Origin of the sequence: Pseudomonas japonica, from assembly GCF_013522925.1 — a bacterium.
Taxonomy (GTDB): Bacteria; Pseudomonadota; Gammaproteobacteria; order Pseudomonadales; family Pseudomonadaceae; genus Aquipseudomonas; species Aquipseudomonas japonica_A.
This window is the reverse complement of sequence record NZ_JAAMQU010000013.1, coordinates 114,280-139,965: the sequence shown is the minus strand read 5'-3', so window position 1 is coordinate 139,965 and position 25,686 is coordinate 114,280. Positions and strand designations below refer to the sequence as shown.

Below are 25,686 nucleotides of genomic sequence, written 5' to 3'. Positions count from 1 at the left end.
CAAGATGGAATCAATCAGCTACTACCTAGCTTGCTTCGAAACCGGGCGCTTCGTATGGATTGGCACTTCGAAAGGAGAACCTGCGGAGCAACCGCCGGACGCAGGACTTGTGTCCAGTTTCTGCCTCGTGCATCGTGGAAAGGCGTTGATCGTGGTTAGCGAGGAGCACGATGCTGTCCAATTGGGCGAGGAATGGTGTTTTTGATCAACTTGCCGCTGAACGACGTGGAAAATCGATCGGCGTATGCTTCGATATGTCACTCAGAACGCTTCAAGTCGCCCTTCAACCCCTGGCTGTATCCGCGCAAGCTAGTGCAGGTACTGGGCATTTTTGTATCAGTCTCCGTCCGGGCCGTGTAGGAAACGATAGCCCTTCACGGGCAATTAGGTTTTTCCGAGGGTCTGCCAATCGTCCTCGTTAGGCTCAACTGCTAAGGCAGCTTTCCACCACTGATGTGCTGGTAGGCCTTGAAGCAGGAGCAAGGGGCGCAGTGCCTGTATACCCGTATAGGACTAAGACGTTCCTCGTTGCCACCCAACCCAAAGACCTGCTGTTTTCGTCGATTGCCGCGATTCTCTGCTCTGCGCCTGATCGCATCAATGAGGTGTTGCTGCTTGCCGAGAACTGTGAGGTTTATGAAAAAACGTCGGACGGTAACGCCGCCTATGGCTTGCGGTGGAAACCGGCTAACGACCTATGAGCAAAAGGTGAACCTGCGTTAAGACGCAGACGCAATCGCTATATTGGAAAATTTTGTTTTTGGTCTGCTAAGCAGCTTCCTCAGCGCACTGCTCAGCAATTCGAAATCCGTTGCTGAGAGTTTGCCGTCAGGGCCGATGCAGGGCGATCATCGGCGCGGGTACGATTTCGCCCCAGCTGCTGAATTTGCTGACCTATACATAGCATTTGAAATCTCACGCAATGGCATCGATTGCCAAGTCTCCGGTTGGGTCAACGAATGTCAATGGCGATGCACTGCTAAATGCAGTACATTTGCACGACATCACCACCGAGGTGACGTCATGTCACGCTTGAAGGACGAAACCCTCTCCATCCGCACCTCTGCCGAAATCAAGCAACTGCTGCGTTTGGCCGCTGAGCAAGAGCGCAGGTCGATCGCTTCTATGGTCGAGATTCTTGTACTGGAATACGCCAGGTCGCACGGACTGAAGCTGGAGCAGAACGAAAGGGATGTCACACAAAATGGTGCCTGAAATGACTCACTCGTGAGCAAGCGGGACCTTGTCAGGAACCAATTTATGACTGCCACAGAACACCAAATGGAGCTGGACCTGATCGCCAAGCTCGGCGAACTCAAGTACACCTACCGTCCAGACATCCGCGACCGCGATGCGCTGGAAGCCAACTTCCGGTCCAAGTTCGAAGCCCTCAACCGGATGCGGCTGACCGATAGCGAGTTCCAACGCTTGTTGGACTGCATCATCACGCCTGATGTCTATAGCGCCGCCCAGACGCTGCGCGGCATAAACGCCTTCGAGCGCGACGACGGCACGCCGCTGAACTACACCCTGGTGAATACCCGGGACTGGTGCAAGAACGACTTCGAAGTTGTCAACCAGCTGCGCATAAACACTGACAACAGCCATCACCGCTACGACGTGATGCTGCTCATCAATGGTGTGCCGGTGGTGCAGATCGAGCTGAAGACGTTGGCAGTCAGCCCGCGCCGCGCCATGCAGCAGATCGTCGACTACAAGGCGGCCCCTGGCAACGGGCATGGCAAGACGCTGCTGTGCTTCCTGCAGCTCTTCATAGTCAGCAACCGAACCGACACCTGGTACTTCGCCAACAACAACGCCCGGCATTTCAGCTTCAATGCGGATGAGCGCTTCTTGCCGGCCTACCAGTTCGCCAGCGAAGACAACAAGAAGATCACCCAGCTCGACAGCTTCGCAGACAAGTTTCTGGCCAAATGCACCCTGGGCCAGATGATCAGCCGCTACATGGTGCTGGTCGCCAGCGAGCAGAAGCTGCTGATGATGCGGCCGTATCAAATTTATGCCGTCAAAGCCATCGTGGAGTGCATCCACCAGAACTGCGGCAACGGCTATATCTGGCACACCACCGGCTCGGGCAAGACCCTGACTTCGTTCAAGGCCTCCACCTTGCTCAAGGACAACCCGGAAATCGACAAGTGCCTGTTCGTGGTGGACCGCAAAGACCTGGATCGCCAGACCCGCGAAGAATTCAACCGTTTCCAGGAAGGCTGCGTCGAAGAGAACACCAACACCGAAGCACTGGTGCGGCGCCTACTGTCCGACGACTACGCCGACAAGGTGATCGTAACGACCATCCAGAAGCTCGGCCTGGCGCTGGACGAGAACAGCAAGCGCAACAAACAGAAGGAAAAGCAAGGTCACGAGACCTACAAGCAGCGCCTTGGGCCTCTGCGCGAACAGCGCGTCGTGTTCATCTTTGATGAGTGCCACCGCTCGCAGTTCGGCGACAACCATAAGGCCATTAAGGAATTCTTCCCAAAGGCCCAGTTGTTCGGTTTCACCGGCACCCCGATCTTCAAAGACAACGCCACGGCTGTGCAAATCGAAGGCCAGCAGGCCAGCTACCGTACAACAGACGACCTGTTCCAGCGCTGCTTACATGAGTACACGATCACGCACGCCATCGAAGACCAGAACGTCTTGAAGTTCCATATCGACTTCTTCAAGCCCGAGGGCAAGAAGCCGCCGAAGCCGGGCGAGGGGTTGCCGAAGGCCAAGGTCACCGAGACCATCATATCCAAGCACGACGCCGCCACTAATGGGCGCAAGTTCAATGCCGTGCTGGCTACTGCCAGCATCAACGACGCCATCGAGTATTTCGAGGCTTTCAAGCAACTGCAGGACAAGAAGCGGGTAGAGGATGACAGCTTCGTGCCGCTGAACGTTGCCTGTGTCTTCTCGCCACCTGCCGAGGGCAATAAGGATGTGCAGCAGATTCAGGAAGATCTGCCCCAGGAGAAGGCCGACAACCAGCAGGATCCTGAAGCCAAAAAAGCCGCGCTCACGCGCATCATGGCCGACTACAACGCGCGCTTCGGCACCAACCACCGCATTGCTGAGTTCGACCTGTACTACCAAGATGTGCAGAAGCGCATCAAGGATCAGCAATACCCGAATGCCGATCTCCCGCACGGCCAGAAGATCGACATCACCATCGTGGTGGACATGCTGCTCACCGGCTTCGATTCCAAGTACCTGAACACCCTGTACGTGGACAAAAACCTCAAGTACCACGGCCTGATCCAAGCGTTCTCGCGGACCAATCGCGTCTTGAACGATAGCAAGCCCTACGGCAACGTGCTCGACTTCCGCCAGCAGCAACAGCCCGTGGAAGATGCCATTGCGCTGTTCTCGGGCGAGAAGACAGACAACCCACGCGAGATCTGGCTCGTGGACCCAGCCCCCAAGGTCATCGACACCCTGCAAGCCGCCACACAGAAGTTGGCGGACTTTATGCTGTCACAAGGGCTGGCGAACGCCCCGGAAGACGTTGCCAACCTGAAGGGCGATGCCGCCCGTAGCCAGTTCGTCAACCTGTTCAAGGAAGTACAGCGCCTCAAGACGCAGCTCGACCAGTACACCGACCTTTCGGAAGAACAGAAAACGCAGATCATTCAGATTGTGCCGCCCGACCAGATGCTGGGTTTCAAGGGCGTGTACCTAGAGACGGCCAAGCGCCTGAAGGCCCTGCAAGACCGCGACCAGACCCTGCCAGAAGTGCAGCAGCTCGATTTCGAGTTCGTGCTCTTCGCCTCGGCGGTGATCGACTACGACTATATCATGGTCCTGATCGCGCGCATGACGCAGCAGAAACCTGGCAAGCTGAACTTGAACCGCGAGCAGCTCATCGGCCTGATCCAAGCCGATGCCAAGTTCATCGACGACCGAGACGACATCGCCGAGTACATCCGTAGTTTGCCCGTGGGCCAGGCCCTGGACGAAGACGCCATTCGCAGAGGCTTTGATTGCTTCAAGGCCGAGAAAAAAACCCAGGCAGTGTCCGAGATGGCCCAACGCCATGGTCTGAGAGTCGAGGCGCTCCAAAACTTCGTCGATGGCGTGCTGCGTCGCCGCATCTTTGACGGCGAAGCACTGAGCGAGCTGATGACGCCGCTGGACCTGGGCTGGAAAGCCCGCACGCAAAAGGAACTGGCGTTGATGGAAGAACTCACGCCGTTACTGCACAAACTGGCACAAGGGCGAGAAATTTCAGGGTTGAGCGCGTATGAGCAATAAATATATCCCGACTATGGGGCACCAGCGTAACAACAAGTTGTCACGTTTGCCGCGGCTCCGCTTCCCAGAGTTCCAGGCAGCAGGACCTTGGGTGGTGATGGCACTCGATCAGCTCGTTTCGGAATCTAGAAGACCCACCGAAACGAATGACCCCACCAAAAGAATAACCGTCAGACTTCACCTACAAGGTGTAGAGCCAAGGGCCTACCGAGGCACGGAATCCAGCGAGGCGACCAATCACTTCCTTCGGGCAGCAGGGCAGTTTATATACGGCAAACAGAATATCCATAAAGGTGCATTTGGAATAATTCCAGAAAGTCTCGATGGTCATCAAACGTCCCAGGACCTACCCTGCTTTGACTTCAAAGAAGGCTGTCATCCTCTTTGGCTCTATTACTACTTCGCCCGGGAAGAAATCTATGGCGCGTTAGCACTGAAAATGACTGGCACTGGCTCTAAGCGCCTCAACGAAAAGACATTTTTGGGCCTCAAAGTCTCGGTCCCGGACAAAGTCGAACAAGAGAGAATTGCAGATTGCCTGTCATCTCTGGATGAACTGATTGCCGCTGAAGGCCAGAAGCTTGAAGCACTCAAGGTGCAAAAGCGAGGCGTGATGAACGAACTTTTGCCAACCGAAGGTGCTACAGTTCCGAGCTTGCGATTTCCTGATTTTTCGAATACGGCGGATTGGACCGAAGTTCGTCTGGAAGAACTGGCGAAGCGAGGTTCAGGACACACGCCCAGCAAAGCGCACCCCGAATACTATGGCGGGGGCATAAAGTGGGTATCGCTCGCCGACTCTAAGCGACTGGACGCTGGGCTCATTGATGAAACAGAAACGGAAATCTCATCCGTTGGCATTAAAAATTCATCCGCTGTCTTGCATCCAGCGGGATCAGTGCTCTTGAGTCGAGACGCAGGCGTTGGGAAAAGTGCCGTTATGGGGTTAGATATGGCAGTGAGTCAGCACTTCATCGTGTGGACCTGCAAGCCGGACCGGCTTTACAACTGGTTTCTTTATTACACGCTGCAGCATAAAAAGCCGCTGTTTGAGGGGATCGCCAGTGGAAGCACAATCAAAACTATCGGGCTTCCATTTTTTATTAACATGAGACTGGCTCTGCCGACTTTGCCTGAACAGAAGATGATTGCCGACTGTCTGGCTTCTCTCGACTTTCGAATTACCATTCAGGCGCAAAGAGTCGACGCGCTCAGATCCCATAAAAAGGGTTTGATGCAGCAGTTACTTCCAGCACTTGAAGAGGCACAGGAATGAAGCCGGGGCAGACTTTCGCCGATCTGCCAACGCTAGCAAGCCATCTGCGCAAAGAACTGGAAAGCAAGCAGACTATCGTCTTATACGCATATAACGGCACCGGCAAAACACGCCTCTCCATGGCGTTCAAGGATATTGGCAAACTGGGCGCCACCGACGCTGAAGCGCGTGACACCCTGTACTTCAATGCCTTCACCGAGGACCTCTTCCACTGGGACAACGACCTGGATGGTGACAGCGACCGCAAGCTGACGCTGAACGCCGACTCGCGCTTCTTCGCCGGCTTGGCCGAGTTGGAAATGGACAACCGCATCCGGCCACTGCTGCAGCGCTACGCGGACTTCGACTTCCGCATCGACACCCAGGAATGGGCAGTGCGGTTCTCACGCACGGTGAACGGGGACGTCATCGACAACATCAAGGTGTCGCGCGGCGAAGAGAACCTCTTCGTCTGGTGCTTCTTCCTCGCTGTCATGCGGCTGGCGATGGACCCGGAGATCGAGGCCTACCGCTGGGTTAAGTACGTCTACATCGACGATCCGATTTCGTCGCTCGACGAGCACAACGCGATCTCCGTGGGCAACCACCTAGCGCAGCTGTTGAACAAGACGGACAACCCGCTGAGGGTCGTCATCTCGTCGCACCATCCACTGTTCTTCAACGTGATGCATAACGAACTGGATGCTCGAAAGTCGAAGAAAGTCTCGGCGCACTTTCTCACACGGTCCAAGGCGGATGGAGCATACAAGCTAGCCTACACCGGGGCGACACCGTTTTTTCACCACGTGGCGGTGCTGACGGATTTGTACCAAGCGGCCCAGTCGGGCGAGCTGTATACCTACCACTTCAACATGCTGCGCTCAGTGCTGGAGAAGTCTGCGAGCTTTCATGGTTTCTCGAAGTTCTCGGCGTGCATCCCTACTGACGATGCGGACGACCCCGAAGGCGTACTCCATGCGCGGCTCATCAACATCTTAAGCCACGGAGACTATTCCTTGTTCGAGCCCGTGCCGATGGGCGAAGAGAACAAGGACCATTTCAAGACGATTCTTGATGGCTTCCTGAATCGTTACCCGTTCAACCCCGATTTGTTCCCCCAGCCTGCACCGGCTGCTGGACCAGCAGGCACACCATGACTGATTTCGAAAAACAAAGACTGGGCAAGACACTCTGGGCGATTGCCGACCAACTACGCGGCGCCATGAACGCGGACGACTTCCGCGACTACATGCTGGCCTTCCTATTCCTGCGCTACTTGTCGGACAACTACCAGGCTGCAGCCAGGAAAGAGTTGGGCCAAGACTACCCGATGCAGATCGACGGCTCTGTAACTACGCCGCTACAGCTTTGGTACGAGGCCAACGAAGGCGATGTCAAGGAGTTCGAGAAGCAGATGCGCCGCAAGGTGCATTACGTGATCGAACCGCAATACCTCTGGGGCAATATCGCCGAGATGGCGCGCACGCAAGATGCCATGCTCCTGAACACGCTGCAGAGGGGCCTGGGCTACATCGAGACGGAATCATTCGCCAGCAGCTTTCGGGGGTTGTTCTCTGAGATCAACCTCGCCTCCGACAAACTGGGCAAGACCTACGCCGAGCGGAATGCTCAGTTATGTAAGATCATCAAGGAAATCGCGAACGGGCTAAGCCAGTTCTCGACCGACAGTGACACGCTGGGCGATGCCTACGAATACCTGATCGGTCAATTCGCGGCAGGCTCGGGCAAGAAGGCCGGGGAGTTTTATACCCCGCAGCCCATTTCAAGCATTCTCTCAGCCATCGTCACCCTGGACGGGCAAGAGCCAGCAACCGGCCAGCGCGCTCATCTGGACAGCGTGCTGGACTTTGCGTGCGGCTCAGGTTCACTGCTGCTGAATGTGCGTCACCGCATGGGGCCGCACGGCATCGGCAAGATCTATGGGCAGGAAAAGAACATAACGACCTACAACCTAGCGCGCATGAACATGCTGCTGCACGGCGTGAAGGACTCCGAGTTCGACATCTTTCACGGCGACACCTTGCTCAACGAGTGGGACGACCTGCGCGAGTCCAATCCGGCCAAGATGCCTAAGTTTGATGCAGTGGTGGCCAATCCGCCGTTCAGCTACCGCTGGGAGCCTTCGGAATCACTCACCGAGGACATGCGTTTCAAGAACTACGGTCTGGCGCCTAAGTCGGCAGCGGACTTCGCGTTCCTGCTACACGGCTTCCACTTCCTTAAGCAAGACGGAGTGATGGCCATCATCCTGCCTCACGGGGTGTTGTTCCGGGGTGGCGCCGAGGCTCGCATCCGCACCAAGCTGCTGAAGGATGCGCACATCGACACCGTCATTGGCCTGCCTGCCAACCTGTTCTTCTCTACCGGTATTCCGGTGTGCATCCTGGTGTTGAAGAAATGCAAGAAACCTGACGACGTGTTGTTTATCAATGCTGCTGAGTATTTCGAGAAGGGTAAGCGGCAGAACCGACTGCTTAAAACAGACCAGATGCCTAACGGTGAAATGGGGCATATTGAAAAGATCATCGATACCTACCGGTACCGTAAGGAAGAATCTTGTTATTCGCGCAGAGTAGGCATGGATGAAATCGAGAAGAACGATTTCAACCTAAATATCTCGCGCTATGTGAGTACTGCAGAGGCGGAGGAGGTAATAGACCTTAAGGCGGTTCATGAAGAGCTAATTTCGATAGATCAAAGCATCAGGAAGGCAACGGAGAAGCACAACGAGTATCTAAGTGCCTTGGATTTACCCCTGCTGCCATAGTCTGCGGCAGCTAACCTAAGTTGCGTGTCATATGGACCCCTACCGATTCAGCTGGCACCAGCGATGACAGGTTGATCAAAGTCGGTCAACCGTTAGGACCGTGTTAGTATTGACCTCAAGAATAGCCCCCACGCCTCGGGCGGGACTTGTCCCGTACTGCGCACCAGGGGGTTAGTTGCTTTTGGCCCCTCCGTGCCCTGCAGGATGCTTTGGCATACCGCAAGCACCCCTCTATTTCCTCAAGCCTGCGAAACCACCGTTCTACGGCCGACCTAGCGAAAGCTGGTCAAACCACGGCCGAGCTTGGCTGGTTGCAGGTTGGGAGATCCGGCCATTCTGGTCCTGACTTAGGCATGCGCCCGGCTGGGGAAAAGTGTAAACAACAGAGCTTCAAATCTTATTTGTGTTTACGTTTCTTGGGCGGATGACACGTGCCTCATCACCAAAGCGTTGACTCACAAGGAAAATCTGACTTGTTTACGATTTTTCGTGAGTACAACCGTTCTAAGTGTAAGCCCGCCGCAACCCTCCAAACCGCAGCGTGACCCGCTGCGGTTTTTTATTGCGTTTACCTGGCGGTCCTATCGTCACCCTTGGCGAGTACCTAGTAGTTCGCGAATGTTTTCCACTACACCATTATCCTTGATCACTTCCTGCAGCCAACCCTCCAAAGGCATATTGCCCCATTTGATTGCGCGCTCGATCAGATACGGGACGGGGCTGTGCGGCTCGGCGTGCTTGAAATATTGCGCCGCGTTTTCCAGCAGGGTAAACGCTTCTTCGCGGTTGGTGGGGATGGAGCGTAGGGAGGGCCGCGCTTCGGCTTCGGTCTGACCTTTCGCAGGATCAGGAGCTGACTCCTGTGCGTCTACTCTGGAAACCGCCGCCAGTGTAGGGTCCAAACCGCGCTCCTTGAGCAAGCGCTCCACAAGATGGCTAGTGCGTTGAAGGCTGTGAGCAAGCGCGCTGAAGCGGGGGGCTTCGCTGCCGAAAAGCGTATCGACACAGTTTTGCAATTGCTCACACGCATTCTGGCACGTACTTATTTCCGCTGCCTTTAGCTGAAGATGTGCCGAATCAGTCAGCGCTACCGAGCGTTGGAATATCTCGGCATTGATCTTGCCTTCGCCCAGCGCCGCCTGCATGGTTTGCGGGTTCTGCAAGGCGAGGTTCTCCACAAGGCGGGATTCCTCATAGCGCAGTAAGCTAAACGCTTGCCCTTGGGTAATGGGCAATTCGCTGACGACCTGGGCAAGCGTGGTGTTCAACCATGCCAAGCGAGCGGCGCGTTCCTCGAGACCTTCCTCCAGTGAAGGAAACAAGCTTGGCCAGAAACGATCGAGCAACTGCTGTATTAATTCAAGGCCGAGCGCGATCCCAGGGAAATGGTGCATGTGGGCCAGGGCTTCGCCAAGCCAAGCCGCTAGCATCAGGTCTTTGCTTCGCTGTGCCAAGCCTTGGGTGGCCAGGGTGGTGACCAGTTCCCAATCCGAGGTCTTCAGGTCGGTCTGCCATTCGCCTTGGGCCAGATAGTGAGGGTCGGCCCGCCGGGCTTCTTTTATTTGATCGAACAGGTTGGAGAAGCTCAGGTCTTCGCCGGCGGCTCCGTCGATGGGGATGATCAATTCGGACAGACCGAGACCGTCAAGCATGTCAGGCATAAGGACGTTTCGCTCCAATGAAAGCACGGAGCCCGTAAACTGAGGGCGCCGTGCCGCTTCCAGGCCGCTTTCACAGCCTGTTCCGTGATGCAACAGGCCTCAGCTAGGTCAGGCGACGTTCATGTCTCTTCCTTAGCTTCGGCCACATGCGCGCACCTTAGGCTTAGGCGAAAGGCTGGTTCCTCGTGCGGTCCCAGCCACCGGAGATATTCCCCGCGGCTTCGCCATCCTCACGGCTCTGACGGGCATAGGTTTTTTTGATCCGTGCATAGTTGAAGCTGATCTCTTCGAGCGGCAAATCGCTAATAGCGTTATCTCCACCGTTCCGATTGCGCCTTGCCACGCTCTTGACCGACGAGATGAGGACCTGTTCCATAGCAATCGTGAGGTAGGCGACTTTCTTGCCACCAGCGCGGTTGACGCTCAGTGTTACTTCCTTGAAGTGAGTACCCTTGCAGCAGGCTTCAAATAGCTTAGGCGATGCACTGTCCACTACTTTGCAAATGCTGAAGTCACTCAGCACCACGCCCTCAGCCGAAGCGCCGCCCGAAGAGGTAGCGGTAGCCGAAGTTGCTTGAGTAGCACCGAACTCATAGCCAAGTACCTCAATCCAGCCCTTGTGTTTGTCATCCAAGACTTCCCCAGGGATATCCGCAATTTCAATGTAAGCGTCAAATGCCATTTCTTAGTTCTCCTTTTCCCCACATTTGAAAGCAGCGGACCTGATGGCCCACGCGCTTTTCTTCACACCTTCCTGGGTTCGCCAGGAGAGGTTCTTGCCACGCCCGATCTCTTTTCATTAAGTGGGCGTTGTATTCATTCCACTGGGTACGTCCAGCGCGCGGACTTCGATTTCCACTCGGCGGTTCGGCTCAAGGCACTGGATCAGCTGGGTGCGTGATTGTTGCGGTTCGCAGTACACCAACGGTTTCCCACTGCCTTTGCCAATGGCAACCATTCTCTCGATAGGGACACCCTTGCCTGCCAGGTAAGTCTTGATTGTTTCCGCGCGCTGCATCGACACCTGCAGGTTCGTATGGGGGTCACCCAACTGGTCGGCGTGGCCGGAGATGATGACCTTGCCCAGATTGGGGGTGTTGAGCAGCTTGCTGGCGATCGCACTTAATTGATTCTGGCCCTCGGCTTTCAGGCTCTGGAAGTCGGAGCGGGCGAACGCAAACAAGGTGTCGGATTCCAGCGTGATGGTTTCGAGGGCGCGCAGTGACTGGCTCAACAGGCTGTCGATGTAGTTGCGGGCGCTCGAAATCAGGAACGCGTTGCCAATGATCCGCGGCACGTCCGGCTCACGGATCTGTTCGCTATAGAAGTCGATCTGGCGGCTGGCGAACTCATAGTCGTTGCGAGTGATTGCGCTGCTTCGCTTGGCGATGGCGGGGTACCAGTACTCGGGAATCCGCTTCTTCAGGAAAGCCGGCTCAGCCTGCTCACGCTGGGCAGGTGTCAGCATCACGTAAGTTGTGAGCATCGCCTTGCCGAACTCGGCCACCGATTGTGCCCGGTTGTCAGACGGCAATGCGGTGGGTTCCACGCTATCAAGGCCAGTTATAGGGCCTGCGCTTTTTGCCCTGCGTTGGTACACCTTGATGGTAGGTAATAAGGTAAGCGAGCGGGTGAGGTTATCCGCCGTCGGTTGCAGCATCACTTGCTTGAGCTGGGCGAAATAACCGCTTCGTATCAGAGCCTCTACCTTGTATCCCTGATACAAGCCCATTCGCGATGCGAGCGGCACGCCAGCGTTGCGGTGCAGCACATAGTAATGTGCTGCCCAGGCACGCAGGCGGTCGAGGCGATGCCAACTGGTGTATTGCGCCTCGGTAGCATTGTCGTCCGTTACCGCCTGAGCGATCTCCCCGGAGATAACCTCCAGATTCTGTGTATTACTCCACCACGCCCATCCCCAAAGGCTGCAAAGCATCATGGCTGCGATCATCGTGCCGGCGGCCCAGGCAACCTTGCGCTTTTGTTCGCTGTAGTTGCAGGCATACCACCCAGCCAAGTGCCGGTCGGCGATGATCACGTCACGAAACAGCCCTTCAACGAATAAAGGGCCTGGGTGGCCAGTGGCATTAACGCTCTGTAGATCGCTGATCAGTGAAAAACGCTGCACTACCTGCTGGCTATGCACCCCCGTTTCCACTTGTTGCTCGGTTTCCAGCGCGCTGGTGAAATAAAAGCCGCGCAATAGCTCTGGCGGTTGGTAGGGGTTAGCTCGCAAGAGGGCATTGATGAACGCTTCCAATCGCGGCTTGAGTGCCGCCAGCTCCAGCGGGAAGCGGTAAGGGGCGGGATCCCGGCGAGTGACCTGTACATCTTGCAGCGCCACTCGGCGGGCAGCGGTATGCCGCAGATGTTCGATCAACTCGTCCATGGCCTGGCTGAAGCGCACGCACCAGTCCGTGTGCTGGTATCCAGCGTGGGAGAAGGTCTTACCTAGAGCTTCCTTGTGCCCGGCGGTCCGTTTTCCTTGATAGAAAGAGGTGAACCCGGGTATCGAGTCGCATTGAGTGAATACCAGGTAGAGAGGGAGGCGTGCCTCCAACAACTTCTGGGCCTGCTGAAGACGTTCACGTAGAAGCCTGGCGCTGCGTGCCTGCGCTTCGGCGTTGTCATGCAGGAGGCTATGGATGCTTACAGTCACAATCACGCCATTGAGCGGTTGCCGGGGTCGATGCCCGCGCAATAGGTCCAACATGCCCCGCCATGCAGATGCCGCTTGCGGGTCGTTCATGAAGCGCCCTGCTGTGTCCAGCCATACCGCTTCGGTGCTCAGCAGCACATTGCAGTTTCGCGTACCGCCAGCCTGTTCCCCATTACACTCGGCATAGGGAAAATTCAGCCCTGCCTGGGCCAGAAGGGTGCTCTTGCCTGCGCTCGAGTCTCCCATCACCAGATACCAGGGCAGTACGTTATTGGCACCTCGACCGGGAATGCTGGGGCGCCCCTCGGCGTAATGCAGCAGGCGCTGACGCAATTCATCCATTTGCGCATTGACCCCATCACCGCCATCGGGGGCGCTTGGGTCCTGGATAGGACGCAGCGCGCGCTCAAGGGCAGCCCGTCGGACTGCGCCTCGGTACAGCAGCACATACCCAATCGATAGCAACAGAAAGATCCCGATTCCGCTAAGCAGGCTATTAAGCGAGGCGAATCCCAGAGCTCGGCCTAGCCCCCATACCAAGAAGCTTATGAGGAAGAAGCAGATGCTTGGGAGATAGGGTAAATAGCGCAAAAAGTAATGCTTGAAGGTATTCATACAGGCTTCACATCCAGCCCATCGACGCACGGGGCCACCCTGCCATTAAAAGAACGGTTCGAATCCGGCTTCACTTGCTCGATCCCTCTGCCATGCTGAGGCTGCCCAGGTTCTTGACATTGCCGAGGTCCGTCAGCTTCACACCGCCGTAGTTGCGCACTACAAGACTTACTGGACCGTTGACCGTGGTCCAGCTCATGCGCTGTTGAACGCGGTCCAGGTCTGCCACGCGGGCACTGTCGCTCATACGCAGCAAGCCCCAACGACCGGGATAATCGAATACTGTGATGCGTTCGCCGGTCAGGGTAATGGCTTCCAGCCGCGCGCCGGGCGTGGTAGTCGCTACAGGCCATGAAAAGCGGATCCAGCTGGGCTTGCCGTTGCGGTAGTGTTGTACTTGGCCGTCCAAGGTAAGGAGGATGTCGGTGTAGTACGGGGAGGGTTGCAGCATGATCTCGAAGCCGTTTTCGCGGTCCGACAGGCTTGCGATCACCTGGCCCAACGCGCTGGCCCTGTCGATATTGGAAAGCAGGCCAGGATTGACCAATGGCGCCGCCTTAGGGCTGGCGACGCCTAAGCCCTCGCCACCCGCCAGGTTGCCGATTTCGTTGCGCTTGAAGGTAGGCAGCAGGCCTGTATGAGGGTCTACGAAACGTTGCAAGTCCTTGACCGAGGCTTCGTTGTCGCTGCCATTGGCGATCGGATAACGGTGGGCGAGTACATCGTCCCAAGGTTTCACGATCTGTTGCGTCCATGCCGTGCTGATGTGTTCGCCGGCCGGCTTGCGCAGGGTTTCCCAGGTATAACGGATTGGCAGGGTGAACAAACCTTGCAGCGCGCTGGATAACTCGCCTTGGCTGATATCCACGGTCGCTTCCACGTAATTGCGGACCGTGGTGATCTCCGATGGCTGTCCCTCAAGGGTTTCGCTGATCAGCTGTTTGCTGCTTTTGCCAACATCCTGGGAGCGATGGATATTGTTCAAACGCACCTTGAGCTTGCGCAGGGCCGCCAGGTAACGGTCCATGACCGTGTTGTCAGCGCCCTCCGCGTTTTCTGTCGTAAACAACCGGGCAATCGGTTCAAATTGCTCTGCCAGGTTGCCGTCGTCCACCGCCGGCAGTGGCGAGGTCGCTAATGAGGGGGCCGCCTCCTGGGCGTCGAACAGGCCGCTGACCTTGTTCCAAAAGCCGTCATCGGCAGGCAACCCAACCGGTACGGCGCTGCGAGGGGCGGGGCGATCCCATTGGGTATGTTCGTCTACTGCGGCCAGCAGGGCTTTGACGGGTGCATTCTGCACGTCACTCAGTAGCGATAGCCGGTTAATGGCCGTGGCCATGTCGCTGAATGGGCGCACGCTCACGCTGTTCATCAAGCGGTACCACGCTTCGGCATAGTCACGCTTGTAGCGCATCATGAAATCACGCACGAAGTTGGCCTTCCGTACTACGCTGCCTCCGTGGTCGCCGTCCAGAACCCAGTCCGTTTCACTCTGCAGGTTGTCTGATACCAGCTTGATCAGCTCGGGCTTCACGAAAGTGTCCCAACCTTGGCGGGTGAACATCGCCGGAACCATCGCGTCACCAGCTAGTAGTGTTCGACCGGGGGGCGGCACCAGGTCCGCCAAGCCCAAGGCTGGAAACTGCCGGCTGGCTTCAAGCTGCAAGCGCAGGTATTCACGGTCTACCAGCGAACTGGCAATCATCAAGCTCTTGAGGCGCTGGCGAGTTTCGCTCACCAGTTGGTCGTTAAGAGGCACGCTGGGGGCTTGGCCAGCGGCCATTAGCCTTAGGTAAATGGACGTGTTGGCGTGGATCGCCTGATCGCTCAGTGGGTTCAGCTCCCTAGCCGTGCGGGCCCAGGCGGCGGGGAGCGCGGCGGCGACGAAACTCGTCTCCGAATGCGCCTGGGGCTCGGTCAGCATCAGGTAAAGCTTCAACGCGTCATAGGCGCTGATCACAGCGTCTGCCTGAATGGGATCAACTCGGTGTTCCAGAGGAACCGCGAATCCATTGAACTCACGAAGCTGTGCTTCCAATCGTAGCGCGATGGGCTCCAGCGCCTGGCGACGCAGTTGCCGCAGATAGGCCCCTTGTAGTGACTCGTAAAGATCATCTCTGTGGTATGGGCCGCCACCGAGTACTGGCTGGAGTCCTTTGGCGCGGCGCTCTGCCAAGGCCGCGAACGGCCGGCGCAGCAGTTCCAACCCTTCCATGGAGGCCAGCCGCTCATCGCGGTCCGGAGCCAGTCGCAGCGTATCGAGTGGTAGGTAGAGCGCTTCCAGCCACTGCCGGTTGTTGGCGAAGGCCAGCCCCTGCCAAGCGATCACCGCCACACCAACGGCCACTGCCAGACCAATGATTGCTGGCTTCAGCTTTGGTGAACGATTGGCCCGCCAGTGATGCAGCGCGAGGTCACGATCTGCGAAAAGCACGCGGCGGAAAGTGTCGGTGATGAAGTAGCTACGGCTGGTCATTCGTCCGGCATCGGAGCTGGGCGACTCGACAGGCTCGCGTTCCGCTACCAGCGCGAAGGTCTCCGCAATCCCTTCCTCATACACCGGGCGCAGTTGATCGCTGGTTTGCAAAGCACTAGTGAAATACAGCCCGCGGACCAACAGCGGTGTGGGCCGGGCGCCTGAACTGGTAAAGGGCTCGAGCAGCTCTTGTAGCGCCGCAGACAATTCAGCGAAGTAATTGGGAAAACTCAGCAATGCGCTGTCCACCTCCTCACCCAAGGCGGTGATCCGAGCATCCACATGGAGCTGAATGTACTGCTGCAAGTTGGCGAGTTCGGCGTTCAGTACTGCCCGCACGTTTTCGCCTTGGCAGGCCCCCACTTCGAAGGTCATGCCCAACGGCTTCTGCCGCTGAATGCTGTCCAGCCCATCGAACGCTTGAGCGAAGCCAGGGAGCGCGTCGGTCTTGCTCAGCACCAGGTAAATGGGGGGGCACACCTGCAAGCTGTCGGCGTAGCCCTCCACGCGAGCAACCAGCTGAGCTGCAAGCTCGCGGTGTCCGGCGACACTGGCGGTGAGCAGCTCAGGCAGGCTCACCACAAGCACAAGGCCACTGATGGCCGCCTTGCCTCGCTGTTTTTCCAGCAGGCGCAGGAAGGCTCCAAATTCGACGGCCGATTGCTCGTCACACAGGTACCGGCTGCCGGTATCAATCATTACCGCCTCGGGGCTGAGGTACCAGTCACAATGGCTGGTTCCTGGAGCGGCCTGCGAAACGGTTTCATGAGATAGGGCGGTATCGTGTTCCCCCATGCCGTTAGCCAGGATCGTCGACAAACCGGAACGGCTGAGCAGCGAGGTTTTACCCGCACCGCTTCGACCAATTACCAGGTACCACGGCACGTCGTGGAGCCCGTCGGAGCCTGCGCCCTTGGAGCGTTGGGCGCGCAACAGGGCCAGGGCGTGTTCGAGCCGGTCACGAAGGACCTGATGGTCAAGCACCTGGCCCCTGGAGACGAGCGAGCGATCCACCTGTCGTTGAAACAGGTTTTCCAGGTTGTGTTCGGTGCGGATACGCCGGTATTGGCGTAGCACGATGATCAACAGGTGGAAGGCACTGAGGATCGCCAGTGCTTCGTAGGTATAAGGACGCCAGCCAGACACGCGTGAGAAGGCCAGCCAGCACGCCAGCAGGCTGGCCGCCCACACTAAGGGGGTGACGAACCAAAAATCTTTCAAAAAGCGGGGTAATGTCTTCATGTCTTCCTGACTCGACGGCTCACTTACCGAACAGTTGATCGATCTGTTCGGCCAAGCGAGCAACGTCCTTGCTCAGCAGGTGGTCCAGAGCCAGGTATACCGCCAGGCACACCAGGACGATCAGCGCGAGATACACCCACAACGGCACATCACGGCGAAGTACATGCGGCACCGGATCGGGCAGGGCCCAATCTGTCGAGAGTGCGTGAGAGGCGGGGCGATAGCGGGCAATGTCCTGACCCAGGGTATTGGCCAGGTAGCGCAGTTGGTCTTTCTCGCCAATGCTGTATTTCCCCTCGAACCCCAGCGCCAGGCAAAGGTGATACACCTCCAGCACATCCAGGTTCTCCTGGATGTCGGCCCGCAGCGTCTCGATTTTTTCGAAGAAGCCTTCACCTGCCAGGTGTACTTGGAAATAACGGAATTGCGAGGGCTGGAGTTCGAAGTGGCGGCGCAGCTCGCTGTCCTCGGTGCTCAGCACGCTTTCGTCCAGGAATGCACACAGCGCGTATTGCGCATCACGCACCTGTTCGACGCTGTAATGCGCCGCTCGGGCTTCACGCTCCAGTTGGATAAAAAAAGCCTCGATACTGGCTGTAAAATCTCCGATGCAAGTGGCCTGGCGGCCCTTGCGCACTATCAGCGCCATGCTGATGAAGTCATGAGTGAGGCTTTTCAAGCTGGGTTTTTCCGTTGCGGCCGTTACAGCCTCCTGCGCCACTGCTTCGGTCATTTGAGTACTGCCATCAATTCAAGCTTGAGGTTGATAAAGGCACTGGGGGCGTAGATCGAGACACCTTGGGCTTCCAGCATTCGCTGGTACACCCGGCCATGGGGCTCGATTGCGAAGTAATGGTTATCCAGGCGTAACGGAATGGCATTCGGCAGGCGCGGAGCGTGGCACAGGGAGGCACCAGGCATCGCGCTGTTGACCACTACCTCAATGTCTTCTGGAGAGCCCAGCTTGATGGCGCGTGGTACCAGTTCGAGCAAAGTGGAGCCAGGCATGTCGGCATGCACGCACAGATAGAAGCTCGCCTCAAGCAGGCGTGGGTCCAACAACCGACCCTGCCAGTACGAGGGCTTTGTCTGGTTCAGTGCAATGAACACGCACTGATCGGGAATCACGTTATCAAGCAGGCTGCGGACCAACTCGTCGAGGCGTGCGAGTGAAGCCCCCGGGTCACGGTGGTCATAAGGCGGGATGGCGCTCAGCGGCGTGCCCAACGAGAACGTCAATAGCCCCCCAGCCAGTTCGGCTAGGAACTGGTACAACCTTTCAGGATGCAGGCGCGGATGAGCCAAGAGGTGGGCCAGGGCTGGATATGCCCGGTTCACCGTATTTAGAAGCCAGAACAGAGAAACATCGCTGGCCCCGAACTCGGCGATCTGGTCCGCACGTTCGCGCCGGCGCCCGGAGAGCATTGTGCTCTTGGATTGCAAGGCGCCGAGCAAGCGCTTGCCCACCTCCAGTAAACCAGCGTGGGCGTCGATGTGCAGCGCGGGCGGGATGAACTGCGCTTCTACGTTGAAGCCTCCCGTGCCATTGCGGGAAAGCCTGGCGATCGGGCAATAGCTGTAGCCGTCCAGGTTGTCGCCATCGGCCAGCATGACAACGTTCAGGCGCAGGCTGGTGATCTCGTTTTCCAGGTCGCCTTCGTTCAGGTCCGGCAAGGTATCGAACTGCTTGCGAAAGCGTCGCCCCGCCTTTTGCTCGTGACCGTCTTCGAGGTAGTTGAGCCCGTAAGGGTCTCTCAGCTTCAACGCCGCGTAGATCTTGAAGTCGTCACCCTTGGGCAGGCCGTGCAAGTCGCGGGCGCCTGGTAAGGGGTCGTGCTGCGGCGCATCGAACAAACTGCCGTCGGGGAACACCAGCTTCAGTGCCTTCAACTGCAACGATCCGGTGGCCAGCGCTTCTTCGTCGATCAGCAGCCGCTGCACACCCCAATGGAAAGGCGTGTGACGTAAGTTGGATTCGGCGAGCTGATGTTGGTGGAACTCATCCTGATACTGGAAATGCTGTGGCAGGAGAAACATTCCCTCGGACCACATCACGCGGCTGCGCTTGTTCATTCGATGCTTTCCAACGGAGTTTTGGAGATAGAGGTCAACGGACCCGCGGTATCGTGTGGTCCCGATGACTTGAGGCTTTCGGCTGAGGGTTCGAGTGCCTTTGGTTTTCCCAACACGTCGATGCCCCGCGTGGCCATCACTTCATTACGGTTCACCAATACCCGCATGCCGTTGCTGGAAAACAAAATGCCGTCCTTGCGCAGTGAGTTAGCGTCAAACGCCACTTTCCAGCGCGCATCCGTGTTTTCTCGGAAGAAGGCCGCTACACCCACATAGCGGGCCGCTTTGTTCAGCGGCCACTTGTCAACCTGGCCAAGGCCGGGCAACACGGTCAGCTCATGGTTTTCGATCAGGCTATTGCCCAACACCTGATTCGGCATATGCCATAGGCCATCGGCACTGGCAGAAGCGAAGCGCTCAAGTGCCGCCAACTGGTATACGCGTAGTACTACCGATAGCGGTGCCCCAGTAGCATCCGGGTTGAGCTGGTCACCGCCGTCCGAAGTAAGCACTACTTGCTCGTTATCGGCATGGAGCATGTCGCCTGCCCAAGTGCCATCGACTTGCTTGCCTATCCGATCGCTAACCCCACAGGCCATCAACCCGCAAACCAGCGCCATGGCGCCGATGAGCTTTGCGATAGCCGTGGCGTAGCCGGCCAGGCCCGCCAGCGCCTTGTTACTTGCGGTGATATCCATGACTACTTACCTATGGATTATTCGAATCAGGCCAGGTGGTAGGCGAAGTCACCGCCGCTGCCTGGCTCGATGCTCAAGTGGTGGATCGGTGCCGCCAGCGCCATGTGTTCCAGCACTCGCTGGGCGAGGTCGGGCATAAGCGTTCCGGACAGAATGTTGTCGATAGCGCGGGCGCCGCTATCGACTTCAGTGCAGCGTGCGGTGATGGCCTTTATCAGCCCCGGGCCATAACTCAGAACGCCTTGATGATTGCGCTTGAAGCGCTGCGCGATGCGCTGCATCTTCAGCTCGACGATGCGTTCGAGCACAGCATCCTGAACGGGGTAGTAGGGGACGATAGTCAAGCGGCCGAGAAATGCCGGTTTGAATACGTGATTGAGTTCGTTGCGCAAGGCCTCAATCAGTTGAGTGGGCGTTGGCCGCTCCAGGGGATCGACGCAGGCCTGCAGAATATGCTCGGTACCCAGATTGGAAGTGAGCAAAATGACGGTATTACGGAAGCTGATCTCCCGGCCCTCGCCATCATCCAGCACCCCTTTATCGAAGACCTGGAAGAACAGCTCCAGTACGTCCGGATGGGCTTTCTCCACTTCGTCGAGCAGTACTACGTTGTATGGCTTGCGCCGCACGGCCTCAGTGAGTACGCCGCCTTCCCCGTAACCCACGTAGCCTGGTGGGGAGCCCTTGAGGCTGGACACCGTGTGCGCCTCCTGGTACTCGGACATGTTGATGGTGATGAGGTTACGTTCGCCGCCATACAAAATGTCGGCCAGCGCCAGCGCTGTCTCGGTCTTGCCTACCCCGCTGGGACCAAGTAGCAGGAATACTCCGATGGGTTTGTTCGGATCCTCCATGCGGGCCCGGGAAATCTTGATGCGTTTGCTGATCTCTTGCAGGGCGTGGTCCTGCCCCAGCACGCGTTCGGCTAACAGAGCGGGTAATTGGTGAACGGTCTGGAGGTCATCGCGCAGCATCTTGCCTAGAGGGATACCGGTCCAGCCCGAGATCACTTCACCAATGGTGTTGCCGTCCACCAGGGCGTGGACCAGTGGGCAGTCGCCCTGCACGCTCGCCAACTCCGCCTTCACTTCTTCCAGGGCTCGGGGATCACAGTTGGCCTCTGCACCAAGCGCGTTCAATTTACGTACAAGTTCGAGCTCCTCTAGCCACTGCTTTTCCAAGGAAGCGCAAGCCCGTCGTTCGCTTTGCTGCGAGGCTTCCAGGGCTACTAGACGTAGGCCATGGTCGCTACCCTTGGTGCTCTCCTGTTGGAGCACCGCAATTTCTGCTTTTAGGTTATCCAGCCGGCGATTGCAGTCCTCCAGCGCCCAGGGTTGCGCCGCTTGGGCAAGGGCGACCCGTGCGCACGCTGTATCCAACACGCTTACCGCTTTGTCCGGTAATTGGCGCCCGGTGATATAGCGGTTCGACAAGCGAACGGCTTGCACGAGGGCTTCGTCCATGATCGTGACCTTGTGATGTTCCTGCATCTTGGCCAGTAAGGCGCGCAGCATATGCACAGCGCTGTCTTCGTCAGGTTCTTCGACCTTGACCACCTGGAAGCGCCGGGCAAGGGCGGCATCCTTCTCGAAGTACTTCTTGTATTCCGCCCAGGTAGTTGCAGCGATGGTGCGTAACTCACCCCTGGCCAGTGCCGGTTTGAGCAGATTGGCAGCATCGTTCTGCCCAGCTTGGCCACCGGACCCGATCAGGGTGTGCGCCTCATCAATAAACAGAATGATGGGGTGCAGGCTGCGCTTGGTTTCTTCGATTACTCCTTTGAGGCGGCTCTCGAACTCGCCCTTTACCCCGGCACCTGCCTGCAGTAACCCTAGGTCCAGGGTATGGATGGCGACGTCCTTGAGTACGGCGGGCACTTCGCATTTGACGATGCGCAGCGCCAGGCCCTCAACGACGGCAGTTTTGCCGACGCCAGCCTCTCCGGTCAGGATAGGATTGTTCTGACGGCGGCGGGTCAGTATGTCGACTATTTGCCGCACCTCGAACTCACGCCCCGGCACAGGGTCAATCCCGCCCGCCCGGGCTTGCTCGGTGAGATTGATGGTGTACTGGTCGAGCGCTGGAGTTTTGCCGTTACCTTTAAGCGGGACGTCGGCCCCGGGTTCCTGGCTCTCCGCGCCAACGACCATCAATGCAGCCAGGTTTGCCCGAAGATCATCCACATTGATGTCGCTGAGCACCGGAGCCGAAGCCAATAGTATCTGCTGCGATTGCGCATCGGACAGCAATGCCAGAAGAAGGTGACCGGTACGGATTCGAGCCTGGTTGAATTCAATAGATGCGAGCAACCATGCCTGTTCGATCATTCGCGTCAGGCAGGAGGACAATGCCGGCGTGCGGGTGTTGCCGGCCTTTAAGGTGCTCAGGGTAACTCGTAACTGTGCCTGCAAGCGTTCCGGCAAGATGTCGTAACGGCGCAGTATGGCGGGAAGGTCATTGTCGTCGCGTTCGAGCAACTGCAGCAGCAGGTGCTCCACCTCCACATCGTAATGACGTTCGGAAAGGCACAGTGCTGCGGCGCTTTCGGTGGCGCGTCGAGCGGTGTCGTTCAGCTTGGCGAACAGGGACTTCAGGTTCACAGAGACACCCCATCGAAAGGAATGTTAAAGAGGGCGCAACGGTCAGGTTCGATCGCCACCCCAGAGCGCTTGAGCCAGCCGAGCCAGCCAAGAGCAACATTGCCTTGGCGGCCGAGGCGCGCAGATGGCACCGCTTCACGCTTTAGCCGGGGGGCGAACTGGAAGTCCAGTTCCGCCCCCACATAAAAGCGGACCAGCTCCACCAGCTTGCGGTAGTCGGGCGTATTCGGTTGGAAGCGTTGGTAATCGGCCAGCGTCAACGGAGCGGTTTCAATACGGACGCAGGATTGGTAATCCCATACACGCCAGCCAGCGAGGGCGTTCTGCCCAAGTACCGCATTTCTGCGGCCAAGCTGAGTGCATTGGCTCGCGTCGAGTTTCAACCAGCGGCCAGCGAAGGGTTTGACATCGAACGGCAAGGAGAACCAGAAGCTCAGGATGGCTTTGAGGTTCAGGCCGTTACGCGGCTTCTGAGTGAGCATCCCGGAGAAATAACTGAACAACTCGCATCGCAAGGAGGTGCGTTCCCCATTGAGTTTTCGTTGCTGGGCTACCGGACCGAAGCCCGTCAGGTTGAGCAGGTAGCGATCAAATGCCGAACGACCGTTGCGCTCGTATTCAATGTGAAACTTGTATTTCTGCCAGGCTTCGTAGAACAGCGAAGTCAGCCGGTGCGTGAACAGGTCCAGGAACGCATGGGCCGCGTCGTCGCGGTGCTGGATATGCCGCTCCATCAGCAATTCGGTGTAAGGCTGCGGTAGTACGCCGGAAGGGCCGACCAAACCCATGAACGTGACCTGCACTTCGGTCAGCGGCAGGCCCACTGGAGACGATAGGGTCTCCGGATCAAAGCGCAGGTCGCTTACTTCGCTGGCAGGGAAGTTGAGCGATAATAATGACCGGAACCGTAACGGGTCATTGTTCCGCCCGGCTTGCGGATCAGTGCGCTCCATCTGGCAGTAATGCAAGCGCAGCAAGCGCACCAACTGGAAGAACTCAAATCGGTGCGGTTCCGTCTTGGCCTGGTCGATCAGACCAGGGGTTGATCGCCGGTTCTGGCTGGCCATTGGACCACTCTCTTTTCACGTTGCAGGGTACGTAGCGTCAACTGGGTAAAACTGTTCACGTTGCAGTACTGGCCAAAGAAATGGTCCAGCACCCTGCCGAACAGGAACACGCCGCTACCGGTGTATTGGCTTTCATCGAAGGTCAGGGTGATGCCCACTCCACGAACGAAGCTCGGGCGTGGATGGCCGATAAGTGCCACTGCGGGTTCACTGTCCACCGCCGCAATGCCATTGATCTGTTTGCGAACGGCTGAAGCGTTGCGGTAGTTGTACAGCGACAACAGCTCAAGCAGCACATCGCGGCCATGGCTTACCAACGACATATGGTTGAGGGACAGATGGGCGACAAGCCGCCAGATCAACCCATTGCCCAGAGGTACTCGGACTGCCGAGGTGGGTTTGCGCAGGCAGCGAATGTGCGATACGACCGAGTTGAAAGGAATATCGAAATCTCCGCATTCGGTGCCGAATGGCAGCAGCGCGGGAAGGTCGCGATTACTGCAGGTCAGGCGCAGGCTGAGCGCGTCATTGCTGGCACTAAGCAGGTCCAGGTCCTGATCCACCACCCGAATGAACATATCGGTGCCCTCGCACCGATGTATCGTCGTCGGCCGCCTGCGAGCGACCCAGTAGCTGGCGTTCGGACCACGTTCACCTCGTGGCTCGAAGAACGAATGGCAAATGTCGACCTGATCCGTCTCCCCAACCCTCTTGATACGCCGTACGCGATCAATGGACACCACCTCTGCGGCACTCTGGAGACGTACATCCGGCTTTACCGGATATTCGTGCTGGGTATGAGTCAGCTTGATAGGTTCGGCCTGCTGCCGGAACAGATTGATGATGGGCGTGCAGTTGAGCTTGAAATTGTTCCGGCCCAGGTTTTGAGCGAGCCTGGCCAGACGATCGCCGAGGTCGTACTTCGAGAAATAAAAATTGACCTCTACCCCCTTCAGCGCTTTCCCCGCCAACCTGTCGAAACCACCCAGGTCGAAGAACATGAACTTGTCGGGGTACGTGAAGTATTCGTGTAGAAGCCGGTAACCCGGGAACGAGCGCTCGGAGTAGTCCACCAAGCCCTCATCCAATCCGTAACCTACGGGTTTCAACGCGTCCAGAGGTAAGGCGACCTCTCGAGGGTGCCCCTGGTCCTCATAAGCCAGAGTGACCCTGGCCAGGTTGTTGAACAGCAGTTCGTATAACTGCTGCATCAGCGAGCTTTCGCCGTCGAGGAAAAACCTCAGTTGCGTCAGTGGCATCTGGCCCAGGAGCGTGTCGGATGTAGCCGCAAGGCCCAAGCGCAAGCGAGCGACGAGGTCGGCACTGTGGCCGTTGAACGCCGAACGCTCCAGTTCCACGAAAGTTGCCTGGGATACTGCCACTGGCCAGAGCTCCACCGGATAGCAAGTGCGAAACTTGCACACCACTTTATCTATCGGGTTGGCGTGTAATTCCGTATGCCGCTCGATTCGGTAGCCTTCGGTGACTTTCTCTAGGGTGCCGAGGTTTATCTGCGCGATGGAAATAGAGGGGGTAGGGCGCAGGTAATGTGGATACAGGACCTCGAGAAATGATTCGACGATTTCCGGAAACTCGTCGTCCAGCTTTTTATGCACCCGTGCCGACAGGAAGGAGAAAGCCTGTATCAGGCGCTCGGTGTGAGGGTCTTCACAACTATCGCCCTGGATCAACAACCGGGAGGCGATTTTCGGGTACTGGCTCGCGAACTCCTGGCCGAGAAAACGCAGGTGCGACAGTTCTTTTTCGTAGTAGGGGAGCAGATCGTCGATCATCAGTTGAGGTTTTGCACTTTGTATTCTTGAGTGTTGACCTGTAGCACCGCATCGAAAGACACCTGCCTGGAAACGTCCTGCAAGCGCAGCACGGCGTCTACGCGGAACGTGAGCGTGCGCCGGCTCGCTTGTTGCGCGAGCAATTGCACCTTCACGCTGCTGAACCGGCGGTCCCCGAGGCTGACGGCCCTCTCCAGTTCCTGCTGGATAACTAAACGGTCTTGGGGATCAAGTACGCTTTTGCTGATGAAGTCTGGCATCCCGTATTCGAGGACGGTCCCAGCCAATTGAGGAAAATCTTTCAATTTATCAGCGACCAGGGATTGGCGCGTGTTCACCAGGATTTCCAGGTCACGCACTACACTGGCTTTATAGTCGGCAAGCGAACACAAACGTTGTGAAGCCGTTTCGCCAGCCCGCTGGGGATGATCGTCCAGTAGCCGATCCAGCAGGGATGGCAACAGCTTATATTGACTACTCATGGTGCCTTCCTGGCGGTGGT

At 57.4% G+C, this 25,686-nt stretch carries 16 protein-coding genes; 5 read left to right on the top strand and 11 right to left on the bottom strand.

What is annotated here, in order from left to right; genetic code table 11:
* The first annotated feature begins 1,023 nt into the window (after window positions 1-1,023).
* The 5 genes from G7016_RS20240 to G7016_RS20220 are packed head-to-tail and all read left to right on the top strand — an operon-like array spanning window position 1,024 to window position 8,300.
* Complete coding sequence (locus G7016_RS20240; protein ID WP_181117518.1) at window positions 1,024-1,215, top strand: hypothetical protein; 192 nt, start codon at window positions 1,024-1,026, stop codon at window positions 1,213-1,215.
* Window positions 1,216-1,260: 45 nt separating this feature from the next.
* Window positions 1,261-4,257: a type I restriction endonuclease subunit R gene (locus G7016_RS20235; RefSeq protein WP_181117517.1), complete on the top strand. Its 2,997-nt coding sequence runs from the start codon at window positions 1,261-1,263 to the stop codon at window positions 4,255-4,257.
* Entirely contained in the window at window positions 4,247-5,533 is a 1,287-nt protein-coding gene (locus tag G7016_RS20230) for a restriction endonuclease subunit S (RefSeq protein ID WP_181117516.1), read from the top strand. The genes G7016_RS20235 and G7016_RS20230 overlap by 11 nt, the downstream gene beginning before the upstream one ends.
* Entirely contained in the window at window positions 5,530-6,669 is a 1,140-nt protein-coding gene (locus G7016_RS20225; protein ID WP_181117515.1) for an AAA family ATPase, read from the top strand. Before G7016_RS20230 ends, G7016_RS20225 begins: the two co-directional genes overlap by 4 nt.
* Complete coding sequence (locus G7016_RS20220; protein ID WP_181117514.1) at window positions 6,666-8,300, top strand: type I restriction-modification system subunit M; 1,635 nt, start codon at window positions 6,666-6,668, stop codon at window positions 8,298-8,300. The genes G7016_RS20225 and G7016_RS20220 overlap by 4 nt, the downstream gene beginning before the upstream one ends.
* Before the next feature lie 587 nt (window positions 8,301-8,887).
* On the opposite strand, the gene tssA is transcribed toward G7016_RS20220, so the two are convergent.
* The 11 genes from tssA to tssE form a co-directional block, all read right to left on the bottom strand.
* On the bottom strand, window positions 8,888-9,961 hold the full coding sequence (tssA, locus tag G7016_RS20215; protein WP_181117513.1) for a type VI secretion system protein TssA: 1,074 nt from the start codon (window positions 9,959-9,961) through the stop codon (window positions 8,888-8,890).
* Window positions 9,962-10,124: 163 nt separating this feature from the next.
* The gene (locus G7016_RS20210) at window positions 10,125-10,643 is read right to left on the bottom strand and encodes an Hcp family type VI secretion system effector (protein WP_181117512.1); all 519 of its coding nucleotides are present in this window, start codon (window positions 10,641-10,643) and stop codon (window positions 10,125-10,127) included.
* A gap of 117 nt (window positions 10,644-10,760) precedes the next feature.
* Window positions 10,761-13,235, bottom strand: a complete 2,475-nt coding sequence (locus tag G7016_RS20205) for a type VI secretion protein IcmF/TssM N-terminal domain-containing protein (RefSeq protein ID WP_181117511.1) — start codon at window positions 13,233-13,235, stop codon at window positions 10,761-10,763.
* 70 nt (window positions 13,236-13,305) lie between these two features.
* Entirely contained in the window at window positions 13,306-16,953 is a 3,648-nt protein-coding gene (gene tssM, locus G7016_RS20200) for a type VI secretion system membrane subunit TssM (RefSeq protein WP_181117510.1), read from the bottom strand.
* Between the two features lie 19 nt (window positions 16,954-16,972).
* The gene (gene icmH, locus G7016_RS20195) at window positions 16,973-17,686 is read right to left on the bottom strand and encodes a type IVB secretion system protein IcmH/DotU (protein ID WP_181117509.1); all 714 of its coding nucleotides are present in this window, start codon (window positions 17,684-17,686) and stop codon (window positions 16,973-16,975) included.
* Window positions 17,683-19,026 (bottom strand): type VI secretion system baseplate subunit TssK, encoded by a 1,344-nt coding sequence (gene tssK, locus G7016_RS20190; protein WP_181117508.1) that lies wholly within the window; start codon window positions 19,024-19,026, stop codon window positions 17,683-17,685. The genes icmH and tssK overlap by 4 nt, the downstream gene beginning before the upstream one ends.
* Window positions 19,023-19,646, bottom strand: coding sequence for a type VI secretion system lipoprotein TssJ (gene tssJ / locus G7016_RS20185; RefSeq protein ID WP_258195262.1), 624 nt, complete (start codon window positions 19,644-19,646; stop codon window positions 19,023-19,025). Before tssJ ends, tssK begins: the two co-directional genes overlap by 4 nt.
* Before the next feature lie 104 nt (window positions 19,647-19,750).
* Window positions 19,751-22,324 (bottom strand): type VI secretion system ATPase TssH, encoded by a 2,574-nt coding sequence (gene tssH / locus G7016_RS20180; protein WP_181117506.1) that lies wholly within the window; start codon window positions 22,322-22,324, stop codon window positions 19,751-19,753.
* A complete protein-coding gene (tssG, locus tag G7016_RS20175; protein WP_181117505.1) occupies window positions 22,321-23,391 on the bottom strand; it encodes a type VI secretion system baseplate subunit TssG in 1,071 nt (356 codons plus the stop codon). Before tssG ends, tssH begins: the two co-directional genes overlap by 4 nt.
* Window positions 23,355-25,184, bottom strand: coding sequence for a type VI secretion system baseplate subunit TssF (tssF, locus tag G7016_RS20170; protein ID WP_181117504.1), 1,830 nt, complete (start codon window positions 25,182-25,184; stop codon window positions 23,355-23,357). The genes tssG and tssF overlap by 37 nt, the downstream gene beginning before the upstream one ends.
* Window positions 25,184-25,666 carry a type VI secretion system baseplate subunit TssE gene (gene tssE / locus G7016_RS20165; protein WP_181117503.1) on the bottom strand — a complete coding sequence of 161 codons (483 nt, stop codon included), beginning with the start codon at window positions 25,664-25,666 and terminating at the stop codon, window positions 25,184-25,186. The genes tssF and tssE overlap by 1 nt, the downstream gene beginning before the upstream one ends.
* Window positions 25,667-25,686 lie beyond the last annotated feature (20 nt).

Coding starts and splice junctions, on each gene's coding strand:
- tssA (WP_181117513.1), bottom strand. CDS start 9,961: ATGCCTGACATGCTTGACGGTCTCGGTCTGTCCGAATTGATCATCCCC.
- G7016_RS20240 (WP_181117518.1), top strand. CDS start 1,024: ATGTCACGCTTGAAGGACGAAACCCTCTCCATCCGCACCTCTGCCGAA.
- tssF (WP_181117504.1), bottom strand. CDS start 25,184: ATGATCGACGATCTGCTCCCCTACTACGAAAAAGAACTGTCGCACCTG.
- G7016_RS20230 (WP_181117516.1), top strand. CDS start 4,247: ATGAGCAATAAATATATCCCGACTATGGGGCACCAGCGTAACAACAAG.
- G7016_RS20220 (WP_181117514.1), top strand. CDS start 6,666: ATGACTGATTTCGAAAAACAAAGACTGGGCAAGACACTCTGGGCGATT.
- tssM (WP_181117510.1), bottom strand. CDS start 16,953: ATGAAGACATTACCCCGCTTTTTGAAAGATTTTTGGTTCGTCACCCCC.
- tssK (WP_181117508.1), bottom strand. CDS start 19,026: ATGAACAAGCGCAGCCGCGTGATGTGGTCCGAGGGAATGTTTCTCCTG.
- G7016_RS20235 (WP_181117517.1), top strand. CDS start 1,261: ATGACTGCCACAGAACACCAAATGGAGCTGGACCTGATCGCCAAGCTC.
- tssE (WP_181117503.1), bottom strand. CDS start 25,666: ATGAGTAGTCAATATAAGCTGTTGCCATCCCTGCTGGATCGGCTACTG.
- tssG (WP_181117505.1), bottom strand. CDS start 23,391: ATGGCCAGCCAGAACCGGCGATCAACCCCTGGTCTGATCGACCAGGCC.
- tssJ (WP_258195262.1), bottom strand. CDS start 19,646: ATGGCGCTGGTTTGCGGGTTGATGGCCTGTGGGGTTAGCGATCGGATA.
- G7016_RS20205 (WP_181117511.1), bottom strand. CDS start 13,235: ATGAATACCTTCAAGCATTACTTTTTGCGCTATTTACCCTATCTCCCA.
- icmH (WP_181117509.1), bottom strand. CDS start 17,686: ATGACCGAAGCAGTGGCGCAGGAGGCTGTAACGGCCGCAACGGAAAAA.
- G7016_RS20225 (WP_181117515.1), top strand. CDS start 5,530: ATGAAGCCGGGGCAGACTTTCGCCGATCTGCCAACGCTAGCAAGCCAT.
- G7016_RS20210 (WP_181117512.1), bottom strand. CDS start 10,643: ATGGCATTTGACGCTTACATTGAAATTGCGGATATCCCTGGGGAAGTC.